Source organism: Nostoc sp., assembly GCF_036917315.1.
GTDB lineage: Bacteria > Cyanobacteriota > Cyanobacteriia > Cyanobacteriales > Nostocaceae > Nostoc.
This window is the reverse complement of the sequence record NZ_JBALDR010000048.1, coordinates 375,936-396,911: the sequence shown is the minus strand read 5'-3', so window position 1 is coordinate 396,911 and position 20,976 is coordinate 375,936. Positions and strand designations below refer to the sequence as shown.

General features: G+C 42.6%; 19 protein-coding genes. 8 read left to right on the top strand and 11 right to left on the bottom strand.

All coding sequences use genetic code 11. The features are described from left to right. Positions 1-662: 662 nt before the first annotated feature. The gene (locus V7K84_RS23005; RefSeq protein WP_334841432.1) at positions 663-2,252 is read left to right on the top strand and encodes a glycoside hydrolase family 57 protein; all 1,590 of its coding nucleotides are present in this window, start codon (positions 663-665) and stop codon (positions 2,250-2,252) included. Between the two features lie 57 nt (positions 2,253-2,309). Here V7K84_RS23005 and V7K84_RS23000 read toward each other — a convergent pair whose 3' ends face one another. The 5 genes from V7K84_RS23000 to petC form a co-directional block, all read right to left on the bottom strand. Then, the gene (locus tag V7K84_RS23000; RefSeq protein WP_334841431.1) at positions 2,310-2,996 is read right to left on the bottom strand and encodes a Uma2 family endonuclease; all 687 of its coding nucleotides are present in this window, start codon (positions 2,994-2,996) and stop codon (positions 2,310-2,312) included. Between the two features lie 99 nt (positions 2,997-3,095). Beyond that, entirely contained in the window at positions 3,096-3,266 is a 171-nt protein-coding gene (locus V7K84_RS22995) for a hypothetical protein (RefSeq protein ID WP_334841429.1), read from the bottom strand. A gap of 64 nt (positions 3,267-3,330) precedes the next feature. After that, the gene (locus tag V7K84_RS22990; RefSeq protein WP_334841428.1) at positions 3,331-4,281 is read right to left on the bottom strand and encodes a pentapeptide repeat-containing protein; all 951 of its coding nucleotides are present in this window, start codon (positions 4,279-4,281) and stop codon (positions 3,331-3,333) included. A gap of 368 nt (positions 4,282-4,649) precedes the next feature. Further along, positions 4,650-5,651: a cytochrome f gene (gene petA, locus V7K84_RS22985; protein ID WP_292734102.1), complete on the bottom strand. Its 1,002-nt coding sequence runs from the start codon at positions 5,649-5,651 to the stop codon at positions 4,650-4,652. 106 nt (positions 5,652-5,757) lie between these two features. After that, positions 5,758-6,297, bottom strand: a complete 540-nt coding sequence (gene petC / locus V7K84_RS22980) for a cytochrome b6-f complex iron-sulfur subunit (protein ID WP_292774200.1) — start codon at positions 6,295-6,297, stop codon at positions 5,758-5,760. A 229-nt stretch (positions 6,298-6,526) separates the two neighbouring features. Between petC and V7K84_RS22975 the strand changes: the two genes are divergently transcribed. Then, positions 6,527-6,835 carry a DUF3067 family protein gene (locus tag V7K84_RS22975; protein ID WP_179063611.1) on the top strand — a complete coding sequence of 103 codons (309 nt, stop codon included), beginning with the start codon at positions 6,527-6,529 and terminating at the stop codon, positions 6,833-6,835. Between the two features lie 134 nt (positions 6,836-6,969). Then, positions 6,970-7,527, top strand: a complete 558-nt coding sequence (locus V7K84_RS22970; protein ID WP_334841426.1) for a hypothetical protein — start codon at positions 6,970-6,972, stop codon at positions 7,525-7,527. A gap of 248 nt (positions 7,528-7,775) precedes the next feature. On the opposite strand, the gene V7K84_RS22965 is transcribed toward V7K84_RS22970, so the two are convergent. From V7K84_RS22965 to tatC, 5 genes are all read right to left on the bottom strand, one after another. Then, positions 7,776-8,102, bottom strand: a complete 327-nt coding sequence (locus tag V7K84_RS22965; protein ID WP_334841425.1) for a hypothetical protein — start codon at positions 8,100-8,102, stop codon at positions 7,776-7,778. Next, entirely contained in the window at positions 8,089-8,460 is a 372-nt protein-coding gene (locus V7K84_RS22960) for a hypothetical protein (protein WP_334841424.1), read from the bottom strand. Before V7K84_RS22960 ends, V7K84_RS22965 begins: the two co-directional genes overlap by 14 nt. Before the next feature lie 46 nt (positions 8,461-8,506). Further along, entirely contained in the window at positions 8,507-9,721 is a 1,215-nt protein-coding gene (locus tag V7K84_RS22955; protein WP_334841423.1) for an Nramp family divalent metal transporter, read from the bottom strand. After that, positions 9,718-10,146: a hypothetical protein gene (locus V7K84_RS22950; protein ID WP_334841422.1), complete on the bottom strand. Its 429-nt coding sequence runs from the start codon at positions 10,144-10,146 to the stop codon at positions 9,718-9,720. The genes V7K84_RS22955 and V7K84_RS22950 overlap by 4 nt, the downstream gene beginning before the upstream one ends. A 189-nt stretch (positions 10,147-10,335) precedes the next feature. Next, on the bottom strand, positions 10,336-11,130 hold the full coding sequence (gene tatC / locus V7K84_RS22945; protein ID WP_334841420.1) for a twin-arginine translocase subunit TatC: 795 nt from the start codon (positions 11,128-11,130) through the stop codon (positions 10,336-10,338). 60 nt (positions 11,131-11,190) lie between these two features. Between tatC and V7K84_RS22940 the strand changes: the two genes are divergently transcribed. The 3 genes from V7K84_RS22940 (at position 11,191) to V7K84_RS22930 (ending at position 12,900) form a co-directional block, all read left to right on the top strand. Next, entirely contained in the window at positions 11,191-11,430 is a 240-nt protein-coding gene (locus V7K84_RS22940; RefSeq protein WP_334841418.1) for a hypothetical protein, read from the top strand. Between the two features lie 331 nt (positions 11,431-11,761). Continuing rightward, a complete protein-coding gene (locus V7K84_RS22935; protein ID WP_334841416.1) occupies positions 11,762-11,992 on the top strand; it encodes a hypothetical protein in 231 nt (76 codons plus the stop codon). A gap of 50 nt (positions 11,993-12,042) precedes the next feature. After that, positions 12,043-12,900, top strand: a complete 858-nt coding sequence (locus tag V7K84_RS22930) for an SDR family NAD(P)-dependent oxidoreductase (protein ID WP_334841414.1) — start codon at positions 12,043-12,045, stop codon at positions 12,898-12,900. Positions 12,901-12,994: 94 nt separating this feature from the next. Here V7K84_RS22930 and V7K84_RS22925 read toward each other — a convergent pair whose 3' ends face one another. Further along, positions 12,995-13,648: a PEP-CTERM sorting domain-containing protein gene (locus V7K84_RS22925; protein WP_334841412.1), complete on the bottom strand. Its 654-nt coding sequence runs from the start codon at positions 13,646-13,648 to the stop codon at positions 12,995-12,997. An 810-nt stretch (positions 13,649-14,458) separates the two neighbouring features. On the opposite strand from V7K84_RS22925, the gene V7K84_RS22920 reads away from it, so the two are divergent. Together V7K84_RS22920 and V7K84_RS22915 are read left to right on the top strand one after the other, a co-directional pair. Then, positions 14,459-15,790, top strand: a complete 1,332-nt coding sequence (locus V7K84_RS22920; protein ID WP_334841411.1) for a P-loop NTPase fold protein — start codon at positions 14,459-14,461, stop codon at positions 15,788-15,790. Continuing rightward, positions 15,766-20,949, top strand: a complete 5,184-nt coding sequence (locus V7K84_RS22915) for an nSTAND1 domain-containing NTPase (protein ID WP_334841409.1) — start codon at positions 15,766-15,768, stop codon at positions 20,947-20,949. The genes V7K84_RS22920 and V7K84_RS22915 overlap by 25 nt, the downstream gene beginning before the upstream one ends. The last annotated feature ends 27 nt before the right edge of the window (positions 20,950-20,976 follow it).

Genomic DNA, 20,976 nt, shown 5'->3' with positions numbered 1-20,976 from the left:
GCGTAGACGTAGCCCGCACTTCTCTACGAGACGCTGCGCGTAGCTTGCTTCCCCAGAGGGGTACGACTTGGCTCAGTCACCACCGTAGGCATCGCTCATCAAACTCAGCTGCACCAACAAGCTAGGCAAAGGGCAGAGTCAGTACGAACCCAAGTTAGAAAGTAAAAAATACTGCCAGATTTATCGGAAGACTCAGTTATAAATGACGTTTTTTTAAACCTAAGTAAGTCTCCCACAGAAACGCACGTTAACCCAGAATATTGCCGGGAGAAGAAGCAAACCCGCAATTGAGTAAGTCGGCGATCAAAATTCAATGTATATGAAGAAATATAAATTTGAAGTAAGGTGTGTTACGCCGTAGGCTAACGCACCTTGAATTGTTGAGGTTAGTTAGGTGAAAAATTGGCGGAACACTTACCAGCTAAAGGTCTTGAACCGGAGTAAATATTTTCAGTGTAGGATTATACAATAAACAAATAGGCAGATTTTACAACTAGTTAACAACAAAAGGCGATGGAGGTACAACAATTGTTGTGCCCTCACAAGCACTGTAATTAACTAAACTGAAAACTATTCTTACGATCCCCATAAAGTCTTAAAATATTGTTAATTTCAGGCAAACCTCTCGACCTTCAACTTACAAGTATCACCCCAAAATCACTATGGCTATCGGCTACGTCGCGCTTGTACTCCACGCACATCTACCCTTCGTTCGTCACCCGGAAAGTGACTACGTGCTGGAGGAAGAATGGCTCTATGAAGCCATCACAGAAACCTACATCCCCTTATTGAAAGTATTTGAAGGCTTAAAGCGAGACGGTATCGACTTTAAAATCACGATGAGTATGACACCCCCTTTAGTGTCGATGCTTCGCGATCCTTTGCTTCAAGAACGCTACGAAGCACACTTAGCTCAACTAGAAGAACTTATAGCACTAGAAGCAGAACATAATGTCAACAACGGGCATCTTCGTTATCTAGCCGAACATTACGTGACTGAGTTTAGCGAAGCGCGTCAGCTATGGGAACGGTACGGCGGGGACTTGGTGACAGCTTTTAAGAAGTTCCAAGACAGTAACAACCTAGAAATTATCACTTGCGGCGCTACACACGGCTATTTACCGTTGATGAAAATGTATCCGCAAGCAGTGTGGGCGCAAATTCAGGTAGCTTGCGAACATTACGAACAAACCTTTGGACAAGCACCCAGAGGCATTTGGTTGCCGGAATGTGCCTACTATGAAGGTTTAGAGCGGATGCTAGCTGATGCTGGATTACGCTACTTTCTCACTGATGGGCATGGCATTCTTTATGCCCGTCCCCGTCCGCGTTTTGGTACTTATGCGCCAATTTATACAGAAACTGGTGTTGCTGTCTTTGGTCGAGATCATGAATCTTCCCAACAGGTATGGTCTTCTGAGGTGGGCTATCCTGGGGCGGCGGAATATCGAGAATTTTACAAAGATTTGGGCTGGGAAGCAGAATATGAGTACATCAAGCCCTACATTATGCCCAATGGTCAGCGGAAAAATACGGGCATTAAGTATCACAAAATTACGGGTCGTGGCTTAGGTCTATCAGATAAGGCGCTCTACGATCCTTATTGGGCTAGAGAAAAGGCAGCAGAACACGCTGATAACTTTATGTATAACCGAGAGAGGCAATCTGAGCATCTCTATGGTATAATGCAACGCCCGCCAATTATTGTTTCGCCTTATGACGCAGAGTTATTTGGACATTGGTGGTATGAAGGCCCTTGGTTCATCGATTACCTATTCCGCAAATCGTGGTATGACCAAAAAACATATCAAATGACCCATTTAGCAGACTATTTGCGAGATCAGCCAACTCAGCAAGTGTGTCGTCCTTCGCAGTCTAGTTGGGGTTTCAAGGGTTTCCACGAATATTGGTTGAATGAAACAAATGCGTGGATTTATCCACATTTGCATAAAGCTGCTGAACGGATGATTGAAATTTCGCACCTAGAACCAGAGGATGAGTTGGGGGAAAAAGCATTGAACCAAGCAGCGCGGGAATTGTTATTAGCACAATCTTCCGACTGGGCATTTATTATGCGGACGGGAACGATGGTACCCTATGCAGTTAGACGGACGCGATCGCACCTAATGCGGTTCAATAAGCTCTACGAAGACGTTAAAATCGGCAAAATTGACAGCGGTTGGCTGGAAAAAGTCGAGTTAATGGATAATATCTTCCCTGAAATCAACTATCGCGTCTACCGTCCGCTATAGTCTCACAAAAAATAATCAACAGCAGTAGGGTGGGCATTGCTCACCCTATATTATTAGCTAAAGGCTATCTGGATCAATATTTAATTCTCGGAGTTTAGCAGCTAATCTTTGCGCTTTCTCTTCTGCGGCTTGTCGTGCAGTTGCTTCCTCTTCATGAGTTAAGAGTATTTGACCCGTAGCTGGATTGTAAAAACGCAATTTTCCCGCCTCCAAGCGTAACTCTAGCCCTAAAACTTGACTGGATAGGGAGACTGTAGCATCTGGTAGGGTATTGGTTGCCACTGGGAAATAATTTCCATCAACCAACTGTAAACCCTGAAGTTGGGGATTGAGATAATCGCCTGTGGGGTCATATTGAAAATATTCACGCACTCCCAGAAAGGCGTAAATTCCTTTCTTTGCACCTTGGTCTTTGCTGCGGGTGGTTTTTGAGGTAATTTCTAGAACAAAATCTGGCGTTTGATTATTTTCTTCCCAGGTTTTGTAAGAGCGTCTGTCACGGTTTTCCACTCCAAAGACCACAAATACATCTGGAGCGACAACCGATTCTGGATAACCTTTTTCGTAGTAAATAAATAGATTACCAGCGACGTATACATTTGGGTGATTTTGAAAATAAATCCTCAACGCATTTCTTGCATAAGTCAAATAACTGCACTGGATATCACCTTCAGCCATCGGCTTACCGTCCTCATCTGGGTACTCAATTGGGGTAACGGGGATATACTCTATTGAGACTGTCACGGGCTAATACCTCAACTCAACTAGGGCTAGGTTTAATAATATCGCTCAAAATCCTGTCGCTGGTAAATTAACTAATCTAATTAATTGATAAAAAAGCTATTAATCTATAATTACATTAGTTAGTAAATCATCCATTTCATCGCTCATTTCTTGGGTATAAGGAACAAGTTTAGAAGGGTTCTGCATAGCATCCTTTATCAGCAAGTCAAGAAAAAGGCTCATGATAATGCGTTCATCTTTATTAGCTTCGTAAACATTAGGGACTTCCATAAGTTAATATAAACATTTTTTACTAAGTACATATCCTCCCAAAGGGAATTTGGATATAAATTATCTAAGTCTCATACACAGTTTCTTCATCTTCAACCTCTTCTTCCGCACAACTATCATCGCGTATAGTCCCATCAAGCATAATGGTATTGCAAAAAATAGCCATTCTCATCTGGGCGTCAATTAGGCTAGCTTGCTCAAGGTCTGCGTTAGTCAAATCCGCATAATCTAAATCTGCACCTTCGAGATTGGCTTGAAAGAGGGACGCACCACTGAGGTCAGCACCATTCAAATTAGCCTGACTTAAGTTTGCTGTACTCAAGTCAGCATCGCTTAAATCAGTATTTCTTAGATCCAACCCTTGCAGTTGAGCGCCAGCAGCAATCTGTATAGCTCCTTGAGCTACTAGTATTGGGTAAATCTCATCGCTAGACAAAGTTCTTGGAGACTCTACTGGATTTGGTGGAAAAATACAATTGTCGAATATTGTCTCTGAGTCATAGATACACCCATTTAATCTCACATAGCTCAGATTAGCTTGAGTTAGGTCGGCTCCTCTGAGCGTAGCTCCCTCCAAAGACCCCGATGTGAGATCAATCCCCTTCATGTTCGCCCCTCGAAGGTTTGCATGACTAAAAAAAGCAGAGAAAGCTGTTGCACCTTCGAGATTGGCTTCTCTCAAATCAGCATCGTTCAAACTGGCTTCCAGTAATCCTGCACCCCTCAAATCAGCATTATATAAATTTGCTCCTGATAGAATTGTTTCATTCAAATTAACTTGAACTAAACTAGCACCCTCAAGATTAATCCCTTCTAAATCAGCGAGATCCAATCGCGCACCATCTAGAACAGCACTTTCTAAATTGGCATTCCGTAGATTGATGGTGTATAGCATAGCGTCTCTAAGAATAATTCCTGGTAAATCAGAATTTTCTAGAGCGTTTCCTTCGATCCTAATTCCTGTGAAGTCTCTTTCTCCAGCAGCATAACGTTGAATTAGTTCCTTAGCTTCCATAATTGGCAAATTACATTGACTTTTCAATAGATTTTTTTATAAAATTTATTCTTCCATAAATCCTTTTTGAAAAAGATGTCTTTTGTGTTTTAGAGCATTTACGCTCATAGTTTATTAGCAGTCAAGTTCTACATTTACAGGCTTTGTTTAACTAATATCAAGTTCCGGTGATTAATTATAATAAAATCTATCAATGTAGGTTGGGTCGAACGGCAGTGAAACCCAACATCAACAAGGATGAAATGTTGGATTTCGTTCCTCAACCCAACCTACAGATATTATAATACAAGTGTTTAATCGAACCTGATATAACATATAAAAAAGACAGGCAAGATGCCTGTCCTACAAGTAATGATTTAGCAAAGAATTTAGAAATTCATCTCAGCAGCTTGAACTTTTTCAACCTGCTTCTTCTTCAGCACAAGCATAACTTGAGCCAACATTACAAGAGCGATGAACGCAATCATCCATTTAACTCTTGATGCGTCTTGCAGTACGATTTCTGCATCTATTTGACCGAATCCACCGACGTTCGGGTTGCTGGTCAAAGCATCACCAGTCTTAACTGCTTGACCTTCGGAAACAAGTAGGTCTGGGCCTAAAGGAATCGTATCAACGACAACATCACCCGATTCAGGTTGGATGTTGACTAGATATTTAACGTTACCGTCTCCATCTTCCTCTTTGGCAATCTTGGTAATTGTGCCAGTAGCGGAAGCGTTGTAAACAGCGTTATTGCTCTTTTCGCCTGTGGGATAAACTTGTCCGCGTCCCCGATTACCACCTACGTGAACTGAATATTTACCGAAGTGGATGTTTTTGTCGGTTGCGGGGTTGGGAGAAAGAACTGGGAAGACGATTTCCTGATACTGTTCGCCAGGTAAAGGGCCGACGATGACGACGTTATCTTTGTCTTCGCTGTAGGGTTGGTAGAATGTGTCGCCAACTTCTTCTTTAAGTTCTTCGGAAAGACGGTCTTCAGGAGCAATCTTAAAGCCTTCGGGTAGCATCAGTACTGCACCGACATTCAAGCCAACCTTAGAACCATCGGCACCAACTTGCTGGGCGCTTAGATCGTAGGGGATTTTCACCACAGCTTTGAATACAGTGTCAGGTAGCACCGATTGGGGAACTTCCACTTCTGTAACCTTGGCGGCTAGGTGACAGTTGGCACAAACAATTCGCCCTGTTGGTTCGCGGGGGGTTTCGGGATAGGTTTGCTGTGCCCAAAAGGGATAGGCGGCAGCTGACTGGGGAAGTGCTAGATCGCTGGTGAAGTAAAATGTCACAGTAGCGATCGCTATGAGCAATGTTTTTACAATCGCTCTAGCACTGCGAGTTAACCTCGCTGTTAGGAAAACATTTCTCATCTCTAATAAGGGCGACGATTGAATTAGTCATTAGTCATTGGTCATTAGTCATTAGTCATTAAGCCCTGAACGAAGGACAAATGACTAAGGACTAATGACAAAATTATTAACCCCACCAAGGTGCATCACCTGTGCGGAAGTCGGTTTCAGTCCAAGGGGTTAAAACGATTTTGTCGTCGTTTACGTTGGTATGGGCTAAAGCCAGAGACAGAGGTGCTGGGCCTCGAACAACTTTACCAGTTTCGTCATACTGGGAACCATGACAAGGACACTTGAATTTGTTCTCAGCAACGTTCCAGGGGACGACACAACCTAAGTGGGTGCAGATGGCGTTAATGCCATAATCTTTGATCGCCTCTTTGCTGTCTACCACAATATAGGTAGGATCTCCTTTTAGTCCTTGGACTAGGTTGCGATCGCCTGCATTCCGGTTTTCGAGAAATTTAGTGACGCTAACATCGTTACCTAGCTCATCTTTTGCCGTTACACCGCCACCTGCGCCACCTGCTGCTGGTGGAATAAAGTACTTGACAACGGGATACAATGCACCCAGAGCTACTCCAGTGACAGTCCCAAAAGTGAGCAGATTCATGAACTGACGACGCCCCATATCGGGCACGTCTGCTGATTCAGAAAATTGAGCCATAATCTACGCGCTCTTTGTGTATTTTGTTAAGCATTTTGACAAAAGTACTAGTACTTGAGCAACTCTTGTCTAAGTCGAAATGCTAGCGCTCACAACGATGCCATAATTCTTTGTTCCAAGATATATTTAGCATCTTTTCTGTTAGCATTACATTTCTTTATATCCTTATCATACTGGAGTCACGGAACTTAACATCATAACTAAATGTAAAATCTGATTGAGAAAAGCTATGACAGGACAGGAATTACGTCAGATATTGCTTGATAAGTGGGGATATTCTTATGATGTCCAGTTTCGACGGGCACAGGGAAAGATATTTTTGCAAGTAATGTGGAAATATCTGGAGCAAGCTTCTTTTCCCTTGAGTGAGGCAGAGTACCAAGAACATCTCGATAGCATTGCCAATTATCTTCATGCCTTGGGTGGGTCAACACAGGTACAAACTTTTATTGCTCAAACACGCGATCGCCCCCGGCTCGGCAAAGCTGTTAGCATCCCTCTAGATTTGGGCGAACGTTCTTCGGAATGGATATTGTGACCGATTATTTCATTAACTTTAATCAATTTCTGAGTAATTACAGTATTTTTTATTCAAAAATACCATAACGTCCTGTATAATCCTTTTACCTGTTGGCAAGGTAAGAAAAAATACACGTTTTCAAGGAAAAATAAATGGCTTTTATCTCCACATTTGAAATTCTTCTTAAGCCTCAACTTCCAAAAAAGCTTACAGATAAAGAACCTGAACTTAGCCCACTAGCAAGAAAAGTTCTCCAAGGCTATTTCCTGACGATTGCCAATGTCACTAATGAACTCGTATTTCTCTCTCTTGTAGTTACAACTAGAACGCCTGGACTAGATCCTAAAAAAATCCTCACCGTTTTGGATACCACTGGTGTAGATGGGCCTGTAAGCAGTGTTTTTGAAGGCGCAGGAGGTATACAGAAATCACGCTTTACATTTCCTATCAATGCTAATGATACGGGCTTATTTATTCTGCAACCGGATGCTACTAATAAAAAACTTCGAGAAGAGGCAAATTTTGAGTTGCGGGGTTATGTCGAGATATCCATTAGTTCCGTATCAACTCCAAAAACAACTCAATTGCTAATCACTCCTGAGCATCGAGGTACATTTTTTGGCACAGAGAAAGCCGAGCTAGGTGAGATTGCTTATGTGTTGCCTCTTGCTAATGGAAAAAGTCTATTTGAGTTAAGTAAAGATGGTTAACTCTATTTAATAGAAACTAGTTTAGAGGTTGTTTGAAAAGGATCGGCTTGAGCCTTAAATGCAACTCAGAGAAGCGATCGCAAATCCCATAGCCCTCACGATCTCGTTCAACTGCTCGATAGCCAGAGTAGTCAATACGTTGGATTTTTATTATTAGGACTTACGCAAAAATTGCTAAAAAGCTTAATTTATCGAACCGCCAAGACGCCAAGAGCGCCGAGAATTCGTAGAGTGTGCGTAAGTCCTAATTATTTGGAAGTCTCTAATGCTTTTAAATCATCTAAGGTACAGAGCAAACGAGGCTTTTCAGGGTCAGTCAAATCTAGCTGCTCCCAAGATACTGTATAGCCATTGTGGATCTTGTGCGCCCCAAGGAAATGTAAGATCCTCAACCCAATTGCCCAAGCCGATAGTCTTTCTAACACAGCAGTGGTTCCAATCAGATATTCCTGAATAACCCATTCTTCACCTTGCTGTTGGGCATGTACTTCCTCAATGCGTCCGGCGGGTTTACCAGTTGAATCCAATACTTGTTTACCCAGTAGCAATTCTAGATGAATTTCACGAGTTGCCATGTTCTGCCCCTGGAATTCGGCTAATAATGTGTTCCCGAAGCCATTTTTCATAAGCTAATGCTGGAGTTTTGTCAGCTTCAATCTCGACTTCGACATCAATACCAACATTTCGCACTTTTGACCACGGAATTCTAAAGGGTTCACTTTGTTTAGCACCCCAGCTACTTTCAATTGCTGCTACCCACTTTTCTAAACGTGGATGAATACGTCGTGCAAGAATTGTCATACCAGTTTCGATATAAGTGAGTCGTGGCGGTTCTCCGTCGCGTAACTCTATGACAATTCCATCGACTTTACCCAGATGGCGGCGATCGCTGTCAACTAATTGGTTATCAAGTACATCTCTAATAATGTTCATTTTCTATCACTTCCAGTTGATTATTAACGGCCACGCACACCAGCAATCACCCTCCAAGAATTTCTAGGGGAATAGCAACGATCGCTAACACGAATGTCAGCACAATTGTAAAGATCGCAACACTATTACTTATCCAACCGTTGCGATACTTGCCGACATATAATTCATCGTTCATCAATACCAAAAATGGCACAATCACAGGTGGTAAAATCACTGCTGTAATCGCCATTGAAAACAAAGTTAATTGCAATGGGTCGATTCCAAATACCATTAATAAAGAAGCGAGAAAGACAAACACAGTGTAGACCAAACTAAAGCGTGCGGCATCTTTTGGTTTCAGATTTTCGCCCCAATTCCAACCAAAGGACTGAGCAACAATATAGGCTGTATCGAGAGTCACCTCAAGTGCTGCACCAAAGCAAGCAATGCCCAAGGATGCTGCAAATAGTACAAAGCCCCAGTAACCAAAAGTTTCTGTCAACATCAACGCCGCCTGTTCGTAGCTATCTACCTCAACGCCTTTGGGTTTGAGTACCAGTGCTGACACAATCAGCACCCCTAGCGATACGACACTACCAAAGCTCATCCCTAAACCGGCAACTGCGCGATTTACACCGATATACCCTTCATCCCATTTATCTTCTACTGCTCCAGATGAGTAAAAGTAAAATAAATAAGGGCTAATCAAAGCACCCAAAATCCCAACTCCAAGATATAAATAATGGGCAGTATCTTGTTGTGGCAGAGTTGGCAACAAACCACTGCCAAGTTGTGTTAGAGATGGATGCAACTTGAAAGTAGCGACGACAAAAACTAGTGTCACCAACCCTAATACGGAAATACCATTTTCAATAATCCCAAAGTTGCCGTACCAAATTAGCAACCAAATTGCAAAGGCAACGGGTAAAGCATACCATTGAAAGCTAATACCCGTTAGCAGTTGTAAGGCAATGCAAACACCACCGATTTCAGCTGCTAAAACTAGAAAATCAACTATGACTTCTGCAATCAGTGGAATAATATAAAAATTAAACCCAAAACGTTCGCGCACCGCAGCCGCTAATGTATGCTTGCTAACTGCTGCTAACCGCCCAGACATTTCTACCAAAAAAATCACACAAATTGTACCCAGGATAATCGCCCAGATTAGTTGAAAGCCGAAAATAGATCCAGCCTCTGCTGCTGTAGCGATCGCACCCACATCCAAAAAGCCACCTATACTAGTCACAATCCCCAGCGCGATTTCAAAAACTTTCTTCATGGTTTGTTCTGCTGTGGTATTTGCGAGTCTAGTTTTTGTCCTTCTAGCGATAAATCCTCAAGTCTTTGTGCCACTACAGAATAATTTTCTTGTTCAACTGCGGTTGACATTTGCTCTGTGATTTTTGCTAACCGTTTAATATGACCCAAAAGTGCTAACTTGTAAGGCTGGGGAATAGCTGTAGATGATTCTATCTGGGCTATGTTCTCGGTTTCTGTTTGGAACTCTTGCTGTGCTTTCTTCAGTGTTTGTTTGGCATAGACCTTTGGTACAGCACCTCGTACCCAAGCATCAGCAACCATTTTACTTGTAGCTGTCCATGACTTTACAGTTTTTAGTTCTTGTGTAAGCCTATCTGTGGCTGCTTTGCTACAAGCGGTTAATAACGTCAACGTTAATAAATAACCTATAAATATCCTTTTCATCAGATGTCCGTCTTCGTAGCCCTCCTTAGAACTTATTCACTGTCACCTATAGCAGTCCTAAATCATTCGTGAAAATTATATTTCTCTTTCTTCTTTCTTTCCTTTGCGTCCTTGGCGCCTTGGCGGTTCGTTTTCTAATCTATATTTTTCACAACTCAAATAGGATTGCTATATAACCTATTCCAAATGTTATTTACCTGTAAGCTTCACCAGTCCCACACCGCCGAAATAAAGCGCTAAAACTGCTCCCGCTAAAAGACTTTGAGTTAAGGGGTCAGTAGAAGGTGTCAGGACGGCTCCTAAAACCACCGATCCCATAATCACGTAACGCCAACCAGAAACCATCCGTTCTGACGAGACAATGTTCAAATTACCGAGCAACAGTTGAATAATGGGAATTTGAAATGCTAAACCAGTGCTGAATAACAATAGCAGCACAAATTCAAAATATTTATCAATTGACCAAAGTTGTTCGACTACATCTGCTCCGTAGCTAATGAAAAATTTCAATGCGGCGGGGATAAGAAGTAAATAGGCAAATACTAAACCCGCTCCAAACAGCACACTCGAACCCAAAACCACAGGCCCCAGTAAACGGCGTTCGCGGCGAGTCAGTCCTGGAATCACAAACTGGATAATCTGGTAAAGAATGAAAGGACTAGTAAGTACGAAGCCAGTGTAGGCGGCAACTTTCAGGGAGACAAAGAAATATTCTCCAGGTGCAAGTTGGAGAAATTTTACTCCTTGCGCTGGAACCTCAAGTAACTGGACAATCGGCTTAACGGCAAAGAAACAGCCAATAATGCCCACTGCTACGGCAATCAACGAATAGAAAATCCGTTGCCGCAACTCTTCTAGGTGGTCGAAAAGGGACATTTCGACTTCACCTGGCAACTCATCAAGAGGATCGGTGTCTGAGTTGCCATATCCTTCTGGGTCGAGGTTAGGAACGTTTACAGTATCTACGTCTTGTGAAGGCGTCACGTCGCTTCGCTCCGAATTCAAAATTCAAAATTCAAAATTAACAATACCCTAAATTTATTTATGGGCTTGTCTCATGACCTGGATTTCTCACAAGAGAGAAATCCAAAGGGTGTGGGAGGTGTGGGAGGTGTGGGAGGTGTGGGAGGTGTGGGAGGTGTGGGAGGTGTGGGAGGTGTGGGAGGTGTGGGAGGTGTGGGAGGTGTGGGAGGATGGAGAAGAAGTCTTACCCCCCATACTCCCCACACTCCCCACACTCCTCTTCCCCTGAAGCCTACACTATGCGTGAGAAATCCGGGATGAGTGTTTGTCGGTCATCGACCATTTCGGTGACTCAGCATTCTTCATTATTTTATCTGGGGAATGCAGCTACTAAGATATGTTTTTGGGTGCTGTGGGTTTTTTGTCCTGTTTTTTGGGTTTGCATCTGCATAAGTTAGTAGGAAGCCATCTTGTAGGCAATGCCTAACCTAAAAAAAAGGTGGAACCGATAATTTATAAATCACGTCTCTGCGGATAGTAGCGCTGCATAAATTCACACAACATCAACATTTAATACTCAGTTTTAAAAATCCGGTTCGTCAAGGTGGCATCTATACATATCGTAATCGGAAATTGTTAGCTGAGGTTGGGTATGAACCGGATAATTTGCACTGTCCTCATGGCATTGCCTGTTTATTTATACAATGTTGAGCTAGGCAATACTTCTAGTAGTGACGTGGCAATTGTTAAAAACCAGTATCCCACAATAGCTGCTCTAATTGCTTACAGTACAAATGCTCCATTACGCATTTTGCCGTGGCAAATATCGGCTAGAGATGACCAAACTGAAGATTGCCTTCGTTTTGGTACTTGCAAAGATTGATACTAATTCGTAATTCGCAATTACGGCGGCCCCATCATCAAAGAAAATTAATGGTAGTAGAATATCAACGTACAGTAGTGGTTACAGGAGCCTCAACAGGAATTGGTCAAGCCACTGCTTTGCTTTTAGACCAGTTGGGCTTCTCTGTTTTTGCTGGAGTGCGTCAAGATATTGATGCTCAGACACTTAAACAGAAAGGATCGCCAAGGCTGATTCCAATTTTTTTAGATGTTACTGACGCTGAATCGATCGCAGATGCGGTTGATATGGTAACAAATGCAGTTGGTGGTGCGGGGATTTTAGGTTTAGTGAATAATGCCGGAATTGCTGTCCCTGGGCCGTTAGAATTATTAGCGATCGCAGAATTTCAACACCAGATGCAGGTTAATGTCACTGGACAATTAGCTGTGACACAAGCATTTCTTGGTCTTTTACGCCAAAGTCGGGGTCGAATTATCAATATGGGTTCCATTGCTGGTAGGAGTCCAACGCCGTTTTTGGGGGCTTATAATGCTTCTAAATTTGCTTTGGAAGCACTCACTGATGTGATGCGGATGGAGTTACGACCTTGGGGAATCTCGGTTTCAATTATTGAACCTGGTTCTATTGCTACCCCAATCTGGGAAAAGTCTCTTAGTCAATCGGAAGTAGCACAATACGATTTACCACAATCGGCACAAAATCTCTACGGTCAAGCGATGAATATTGTCCGCAAGAAAATGCAGATTCTCGCATCTAAGGGAATTTCTGCGGATATTGTGGCTCAAGTTGTTGTCCATGCGCTGACTGCAAAACAACCCAAGACACGCTATCTCGTTGGACAAGATGCCAAACTTGGAGCGCTGATCAAGCATATTTTGCCCGATCGTTTGCATGACCGGATAATTTTATACTCAATGGGTTTGTAGATTACTTCCTGAACATTTTTAACTAATTTCAGTAGAAGTCCCACACTCCTAAAAGTGAGATGTGGGACTTCTAATGAAATTAGTTAAAGAGTTTTTATACTTTAGATGCGTAACTCCTATAGATTTTCTTTGGCTTTCTTGAGAAGAATGTAATTTTGTTGCTGCTGAGTGCTATACCCAATATACCAACTACCAGAGTTCCCAAAATATTTGTCGGTTCAGGAACCGCAGATGCTTTAATCTGATTCGTACTCGAATCGAGTAATTGACTATAGTCTGCTGTAATATTTTGGTAAAGATAAGAGGTCGCTCCCGGAGAGATGAAGATACGACCCGGAGCCTCAACATTGCTGAGAAAAACATCACCTATCCTACTACCAGTGCCAACATCAAAAGCCCCAAACAAATTGCCTGTAGTCGTGTCAAAGTTAAACTCGAAAAACTGATTGCTTGATACACTATTAACAACTTCGTCTTTAGTTGCAATCAACTGCTGTGATGGATTGAAAAAAGAAATATTGAGTGACTGCAAGGCTTTTGTAGCTCCCGCACCACTTTCGGAAATTATGGCTGGGGTAGTGGTTTCATCGTAGCTGAACGAGCCAGAAGCCGAATAACCAGCATCACCTTTCCAGTTAAATGTTAAGTCAGCAGCTTGAGCCAGATTAGTAGAAGCAACGATAGAAGTCGCACAGAGTGCCAAACTAGGCGCTACCTGCGCTGCGGCTAGGCTGAAAAAGCTTTTCATGGATTAAATAGCCTCCTATTGACAAATTACTGCAACTGAGTACAATCGCGTACCACGGCGGCAACTCGTTCTGAATCACCGGTTTTCTAAGTATCTTCTGCTGCTTGCACTTTGATGAGAGCAGCAGAAGATGTTTTGGGGTGTTTTATCCCTTCCCCTTTAACATGCAGCCTAATCTTCGCAAGCGTAATTTTGGCTTGGCAGACTACTAGTTACAACTGAGTAAACCGGAACTAAATTGCTACTAACACAATATTTGCTTTTTGATTTTTCTAAAATCTGCCTGAAGATAGATGATTTGATGCAGTATAAATTCAACGTTAATCCTTTCTAGATTTATATTCTGGTAACGTAAGGAGTTTGGATATTTTCATGCCCCATCAACGCCCGCAACTCCTCTTAAACGGCTGTACCTCTCAATAGCGACGATCGCCAGACAGTTCAGTTAAACCTTTCCAATTTTTGCGAACTGAAACATTGAGAACCGCTATATATTCAATAGCACTACAAAATTGTACTTAGCAATATCTTTTTTTGGGTTGGATATTTTTAATATTCATAATAAGAAATTATTTTATATTAAAGCTTTTGCTATTTGTACTTATATTAGTATTTCTGCTTACTTCAGCTCATATATCAGCATTACTATGTGTTATATCTAACCTCAAACATGAACAATTATTCGGAATGCTGTTAATTTAGGTAGTAGTTTGATTGAAATGCACTTAAATTAAAAGATAAATTGCCTAAAATCAATATATTTATTCAACAGATTTTGTCATCCCCATTCCTGAGTGAACTTGATTAGTTATGCTCCTAGATTTAGAAAGATTTTATCAAGCTTGCAATCCGAGCAGACCTCTAATTATAGGAAACCCTAGCGATCGCAGGTACTATATCGATTTTGCTGCGGTGCGGGGTGGCAAAATTATCGAAGCTTTGCAGCGGACGATCGCTAGAATATCGCCGGATATCCCAACCTGTCAACTATTTACCGGACATCTCGGTTGTGGAAAATCAACGGAGTTGTTGCGCCTGAAAGCTGAGTTAGAAGTGCAGCAGTTTCATGTAGTTTACTTTGAGTCTACCCATGTCTTAGAAATGGCCGATGTGGATGTGACTGATATTTTGTTGGCGATCGCTGGACAGGTGAGTGAAAGTCTAGAAGCGATGAAAATTAGGCTCAAGCCTCGTTACTTTAGCAAGTTGTTTGGTGAAGTTGTGGATTTCTTGCAGACGCCAATTGACGTTGGGGTAGAAGCAGAGTTGTCTGTAGGAATTGCCAAAATTACAGCTAAAACAAAAGAAAGTCCCCAATTGCGGCGGCGGTTAAGAGATTATCTAGAACCGCGAACCGCAAATATTTTACAGTCAATTAATCAAGAATTACTAGAACCTGCCACCAAGGAATTGAAAGCCAGGGGTAAAAAAGGATTGGTGGTAATTGTTGATAACTTGGATCGAGTCGCAATTCGACCTTTACCATCGGGGCGATCGCTGCCAGAATATTTATTTATTCAACGGGGCGAACAGTTACGCAAACTGAATTGTCATGTAGTCTACACTATTCCTTTAGCCCTGACTTTCTCCAACGATAGCGCCGAACTTCAGCATCGTTTGGGGGGTGGAGTTGCCCCAAAAATGTTACCGATGATACCTGTGCGTTTGCGCTCTGGCGAGATTTTTCCCCAAGGTCTAACAATGATGCGGCAAATGGTGCTAGCTAGAGCTTTTCCAGACATTTTACCTAGCGATCGGTTAGGCTTAATTACAGAGGTGTTTGATAGTTTAGAAACCTTAGACCGATTGTGCCTGATGAGTGGTGGTCATGTCCGCGACTTACTAGGTTTACTGTTTGACTGTCTGCGAGAACAAGATCCACCCTTTGAGCGGGAATGTGTCGAACTGGTAATTCAAAGACAGCGGGATTACCGAGCTAACGCTATCGACCCCCATGAGTGGGAACTAATCTTTCAGGTGGTGCAACAGCAACGAGTTAGAGGTGATATAGAATACCACACCCTCTTGCGAAGTCTATTTGTATTTGAATACCGCGATCATCAGGGAGCTTGGTTTGCCGTCAACCCAGTTTTAGCAGAGACGGAAAAATTTAAATCATGGTTGAACGACACGCACAAGTAGATATCAGAGCAGCTAACGAGCGGGCTTTGCGGAGTTTGGGGAGAGCAATTACCCTTTCTAGCGGTCAATTTTCTCTGGTTTTGGTGTGCTGCAATTATCGAGTTTTGCAAGAACTTATGCTGCAACGACTCGAAGAAATCTCTTCAGGAGTACACCACATTCAAAAGGTAATTCTGCCGCATAATGCCAGAAGTCTTTATACAAGTATTCATTTACAACTGCTAACCGAAGCTAATCCGCCATCGGCATTGATGATTTTGGGTTTAGAGTCAGTAGATGGACTCGACGATTTACTGAGTTCTATCAATCATATTCGGGATGAATTTCGCAAACGCCACCCATTTCCAATGATTTTGTGGGTGAATGAGGAAATTTTGCAAAAGGTAGTCCGTTTAGCACCAGATTTTGCTAGTTGGGCGGCTACACCGATTCGGTTTGAAATGACAACTCAATCACTGCTGCAATTTCTGCAACAGGAAACTGACTCTTTATTTGCCACAGTGTTAGCAAACGATGCTGCACAACACCAATCTCCTCAAGCTATAAAGCATTATTCCACTGTCGAGCAAGTCTGGGAACATAGTTATGAACTGCACTTTGCCATTAGAGAGTTGCACAATCGTGGTATTACCTTAGAGCCAGAACTACACGCTAGTTTAGAATTTGTTTTTGGTCTAGATAATTATATTAGCGATCGCATCAATACAGGTTTAAGCCATTTTCAGCAAAGCTTGCAAGTTTGGCAAAAGTTAGCAGAGAGAGAAGAAGCAGGGGAGCAGAGGGGCAGGGGAGCAGAGGGGCAGGGGAGCAGGGGAGCAGGGGAAGCAGAGGGACATCAGGGGGATAAAGAAGTATTTTCTTCTTCATCTCCTCCATCTCCGCCATCTCCCCTGCTGCTGCGACAGGGAATTTTGCTGTTTTATATTGGGTTGTGTTATTGCCGTTTTGCAGAGCAAAATCAAATAGAAAACCGCCGCCATTGGTACACTGCTAAATCTTATTTTCAGCAATGCTTGCATATCTTGCAGGTGGCTGGGCGTTTGGATATAGTTGCTGGATTTATTAATCAACTTGCGGAGGTTTTGCAATATCTGCAAGAGTGGGAAGAATTGCAGACTGTTGCTCAAAAGGCTTTGGAATTACATCAAACTTATGGTACTCAAATCCAATTAGCTTGTGATTACGGTTTTTTGGCGCAAGTAGCTGTGCAGCAGTCGCGGTGGGTACAGGCGAGTATCTTAGCACACGTATCACTGCTGAAATTAGGTGAGGCGCAAAAGCAGAACGACCCTTATAACTGCTTATTTCCATTATTATTGGCGCAAATTTACTATTTAGTGTTGGCGAAAGCACAGCGAAATGTCGGCGAACTAGAAGTTGCTCGTGAATACTTAGATAAAGCGACAAAAGAACTGCCAGCAGCCTTAGAAAGCAGTGCCCATCAATACGATGCCCATCGTTATATTCGCTTATTGCGGAGACTGCGATCGCTCTACTTTGAAGAAGGACGATATTTAGAAGCCTATTACATTCGACAGAAACGGCGTTCTGTTGAGCAGCAGTATGGTTTTCGGGCTTTTATTGGGGCTGGGCGCTTGCAACCCCAAAGACAGGCGACAAACCCAGCGTTAATGTCACCTTCTGGAAGTAGTAGCATTGCTTTAGAAATTGCCGCTTCTGGTCGAGAGCGTGATATTAATAACTTAATTGGCAGAATTAGCCGCTCCGATCAAAAATTGACGGTGATTCACGGTCAATCAGGGGTGGGTAAGAGTTCCACTGTAACAGCGGGTTTAGTTCCAGCACTGCAAACTCGAGCCATTGGCGATCAAATAGCCGTGCCTGTGGTACTGCAAGTTTATACCGATTGGGCACGGGAATTAGGAAAATCTTTAAGTGAGGCGATGTCTAGTGATGCATCTCTGGCGATTTATGCTGATATTAACTCAGAAGCAGCCATTGAATCGGACGCTTCGCCTTACTCTGACACACCGTTTAGCATCGGTGGCATTTTACAACAACTCCAAGAAAATGCCGATCGCCATTTGATCACAGTTTTAATTTTTGACCAATTTGAAGAATTTTTCTTTGGTTATAGCGATCGCAATCAAAAGCAAGAGTTTGATAAATTTATTAGCGATTGTCTGAATATACCCTTTGTCAAAGTCATCCTTTCCTTGCGAGAAGATTATTTACATCGTTTATTAGACTTTAAACATCTTTCGGCACTGGAAGCGATTAATAATAATATTCTCGACAAGCATATCCGCTATCAGTTAAATAATTTTTCGCCGGAATATGCGAAAGCAATTATCCAAAAATTGACGGAGCGATCGCAGTTTAATTTAGAACCCGCTTTAATTGATGCCTTAATCGAAGATTTATCCACAGAATTTGGAGAAGTCCGCCCCATTGAATTACAAGTTGTGGGCGCGCAAATTCAAGATGAGCGCATTACTACACTAGAAGAATATCAGCCATATAGACCGAACAAACTGATCGAGAGATATATTAAGGAACTAATTAAAGACTGCGGCCCAGAAAATGAACGAGCTGCGTTACTTGTCTTATACTTATTAACAGATGAAAGTAACAACCGACCTTTTAAAACTCGTGCTGAGTTAGCAGCGCAGCTATCAGAGTTAGAAGATGCTGACAAATTAGAGTTAGTCTTAGAAATTTTAGTTAGCTCCGGTTTAGTAGTTATCTTTCCTGATGTACCAGAACGCTATCAGCTGATTCACGATTATTTAGTAGACTTGATTCGCTACCTGCAACAACAAGAATCGAGCTTACAGGTACAACTGAATCAATTGCGCTACAAAGTAGAACAAAGTAAAGCTGAGATTGAGCGACTGAAGAGCGAACTTAGTCAAAATAAGCAGCGTTCCAAATTGGTAGCTCCTCATCCCCAGCAGGGATTAGACTTATTAACAGAATTGCGAGAATTACAAAAGCGAGAAGAATTAAGTCAGTTAGAAATTGAGCAATTACGAGCTGAACTGAAAGAAAAAGAGTTAACAGCTAAACTTGCAGAAAGTCAAAAGAAACAAAGACTTAGTGAAGCTCAATTAAATCGTTCGCTGAAAATTGCCCTCACAGCTTCCGTTCTCGCCATCTTGGGATTAAGCGTTTCCATCGTGACAGCGGTAGATAGCGAAATTAAAACCCTCAGTGCATCCAGTGAAGCCCTCTTTGCCTCGCAAAAAGGTATTGATGCCTTAAAAGAAAGTTTAAAGGCAGGGAGGAAATTACAACAAACAGTCTGGGTAGATTCCTATACAAGAGAGCAAGTACAGACGGCACTTTATCAAGCAGTTTCAGGGGTCAGAGAATATAACCGCTTGGACGGGCATATATCTGGTGTAAATAGCGCTACATTCAGCAGCGATCGCTCTTTAATTGCCTCAGCTAGTGCGGATACTACAATCAAACTCTGGCTTCCCGATGGTAGCTTAGTTAAAACCTTATCGGGGCATGAAGATGTAGTTAATAGCGTCAGTTTCAGCCCAGATAGTCAAATCGTTGCTTCCGCCAGCCAAGACAAGACGATAAAACTTTGGAGTCGAGAGGGTCAACTGCTTGCTACCTTATTAGGGCATCAGGGTGTGGTGAATAGTGTTAGTTTCAGCCCAGATGGTCAGGTTATTGCTTCGGCGAGTACAGATAAAACAGTGAAACTGTGGAATCGCGATGGTAAACTGCTCAAAACTTTGCAGGGACATAATGGTGCAATCTTGAGTGTCGCTTGGTCAAATGATGGTCAAACCTTAGCTTCTGGGAGTGCTGATAAGACGGTGAAACTGTGGAGTCGCGATGGTAAACTGCTCAAAACCTTGCAGGGACATGAGGATGCAGTCAAAAGTGTGGCTTGGTCGCAGGATGGGAAAATAATTGCTTCTGCCAGTTTAGACCAGACAATCAAGCTGTGGAATCTGGAAGGTAAACTTCTGCGAACCTTATCAGGTCATAGTGCTGGAGTTACCAGCGTCAGTTTTAGCCGCGATGGTAACACGATCGCTTCCGCCAGTACTGATGAAACAATCAAACTTTGGAGTTCTGAAGGTGTGTTGCTGGGAACCCTAAAAGGACATAATAATTGGGTTAACAGTGTCAGTTTTAGCCCAGATGGTCGCACCCTTGCTTCCGCGAGTCGGGACAAAACTATTAAACTTTGGCATTGGGACGATGTGTTACTGCGAAAGCCGAAAGCTGATAATGATGACTGGGTAACTAGCATCAGTTTTAGCCCAGGCGATCGCACCTTAGCAGCCGCAAGCCGAGACAAAACTGTAAAACTTTTCAGTCGAGATGGTAAACTACTACGTATATTGAGGGGGCATCAGGGTCAAGTTTGGGGTGTAGCTTGGTCGCCCGATGGTCAAGTAATTGCCTCGGCTAGTAAAGATAAAACAGTAAAACTTTGGAGTAGTGACGGTCAACTGCTCAACACCTTACAGAGTCATAATGATACCGTCTTGAGTGTAGCTTGGTCGCCTGATGGTCAAGTAATTGCCTCAGCTAGTAAAGATAAAACAGTAAAACTTTGGAGTAGCAACGGTAAACTACTCAACACCTTGCAGGGACATCAAGAAGCGGTTAATTGGGTAAGTTTTAGCCCTGATGGCAAGTTGCTAGCCTCAGCCAGTGATGATAAAACCGTGAAAATCTGGAGTAGAGAGGGTAAATTACTATACACATTAACTGGTCATAGCCGTCGGGTAAATGGGGTTGCTTGGTCGCCTGATGGTCAAAGCATTGCCTCAGTGAGTATTGATAGCACGGTGAAGATTTGGAATCGAGACGGTAATTTGCTAGATAATCTCACGGGCGATGGCGATAGTTTTATCAGTGTCAGTTTTAGCCCAGATGGCAAGACTCTGGCAGCTAGCAGTGATGACAAAGTGAGGATTTGGAACCGAGAAGGAACGTTGCTGATTGCTTTGAAAGGCGATAAAGATGAGTTAACCAGTGTCAGTTTCAGCCATGACGGCAAGACTCTGGCTGCGGGTAGTGGCAATGGCACAGTAATTTTCCGAGATTTAGCAGATATCCAACTGGATAAATTACTGGCGCGGGGTTGCAATTTGCTACATGATTATTTGCAGACTAATCAGAAGGTAATGAAAAGCGATCGCGCCTTATGTTCTAGTAGGTGATCAACCAGACTTGAAGTGATGATTCTT

Excerpts from the sequence above, each read along its gene's own strand:
- V7K84_RS22935 (WP_334841416.1), top strand. The coding sequence starts at position 11,762 with ATGAACCGGATAATTTGCACTGTCCTCATGGCATTGCCTGTTTATTTA.
- V7K84_RS22960 (WP_334841424.1), bottom strand. The coding sequence starts at position 8,460 with ATGAACATTATTAGAGATGTACTTGATAACCAATTAGTTGACAGCGAT.
- petA (WP_292734102.1), bottom strand. The coding sequence starts at position 5,651 with ATGAGAAATGTTTTCCTAACAGCGAGGTTAACTCGCAGTGCTAGAGCG.
- V7K84_RS22920 (WP_334841411.1), top strand. The coding sequence starts at position 14,459 with ATGCTCCTAGATTTAGAAAGATTTTATCAAGCTTGCAATCCGAGCAGA.
- V7K84_RS22940 (WP_334841418.1), top strand. The coding sequence starts at position 11,191 with ATGGGCTTGTCTCATGACCTGGATTTCTCACAAGAGAGAAATCCAAAG.
- V7K84_RS22970 (WP_334841426.1), top strand. The coding sequence starts at position 6,970 with ATGGCTTTTATCTCCACATTTGAAATTCTTCTTAAGCCTCAACTTCCA.
- V7K84_RS22990 (WP_334841428.1), bottom strand. The coding sequence starts at position 4,281 with ATGGAAGCTAAGGAACTAATTCAACGTTATGCTGCTGGAGAAAGAGAC.
- V7K84_RS23005 (WP_334841432.1), top strand. The coding sequence starts at position 663 with ATGGCTATCGGCTACGTCGCGCTTGTACTCCACGCACATCTACCCTTC.
- V7K84_RS22950 (WP_334841422.1), bottom strand. The coding sequence starts at position 10,146 with ATGAAAAGGATATTTATAGGTTATTTATTAACGTTGACGTTATTAACC.
- V7K84_RS22925 (WP_334841412.1), bottom strand. The coding sequence starts at position 13,648 with ATGAAAAGCTTTTTCAGCCTAGCCGCAGCGCAGGTAGCGCCTAGTTTG.
- V7K84_RS22955 (WP_334841423.1), bottom strand. The coding sequence starts at position 9,721 with ATGAAGAAAGTTTTTGAAATCGCGCTGGGGATTGTGACTAGTATAGGT.
- V7K84_RS22915 (WP_334841409.1), top strand. The coding sequence starts at position 15,766 with ATGGTTGAACGACACGCACAAGTAGATATCAGAGCAGCTAACGAGCGG.
- V7K84_RS22995 (WP_334841429.1), bottom strand. The coding sequence starts at position 3,266 with ATGGAAGTCCCTAATGTTTACGAAGCTAATAAAGATGAACGCATTATC.
- V7K84_RS22975 (WP_179063611.1), top strand. The coding sequence starts at position 6,527 with ATGACAGGACAGGAATTACGTCAGATATTGCTTGATAAGTGGGGATAT.
- V7K84_RS22965 (WP_334841425.1), bottom strand. The coding sequence starts at position 8,102 with ATGGCAACTCGTGAAATTCATCTAGAATTGCTACTGGGTAAACAAGTA.
- V7K84_RS22930 (WP_334841414.1), top strand. The coding sequence starts at position 12,043 with ATGGTAGTAGAATATCAACGTACAGTAGTGGTTACAGGAGCCTCAACA.
- petC (WP_292774200.1), bottom strand. The coding sequence starts at position 6,297 with ATGGCTCAATTTTCTGAATCAGCAGACGTGCCCGATATGGGGCGTCGT.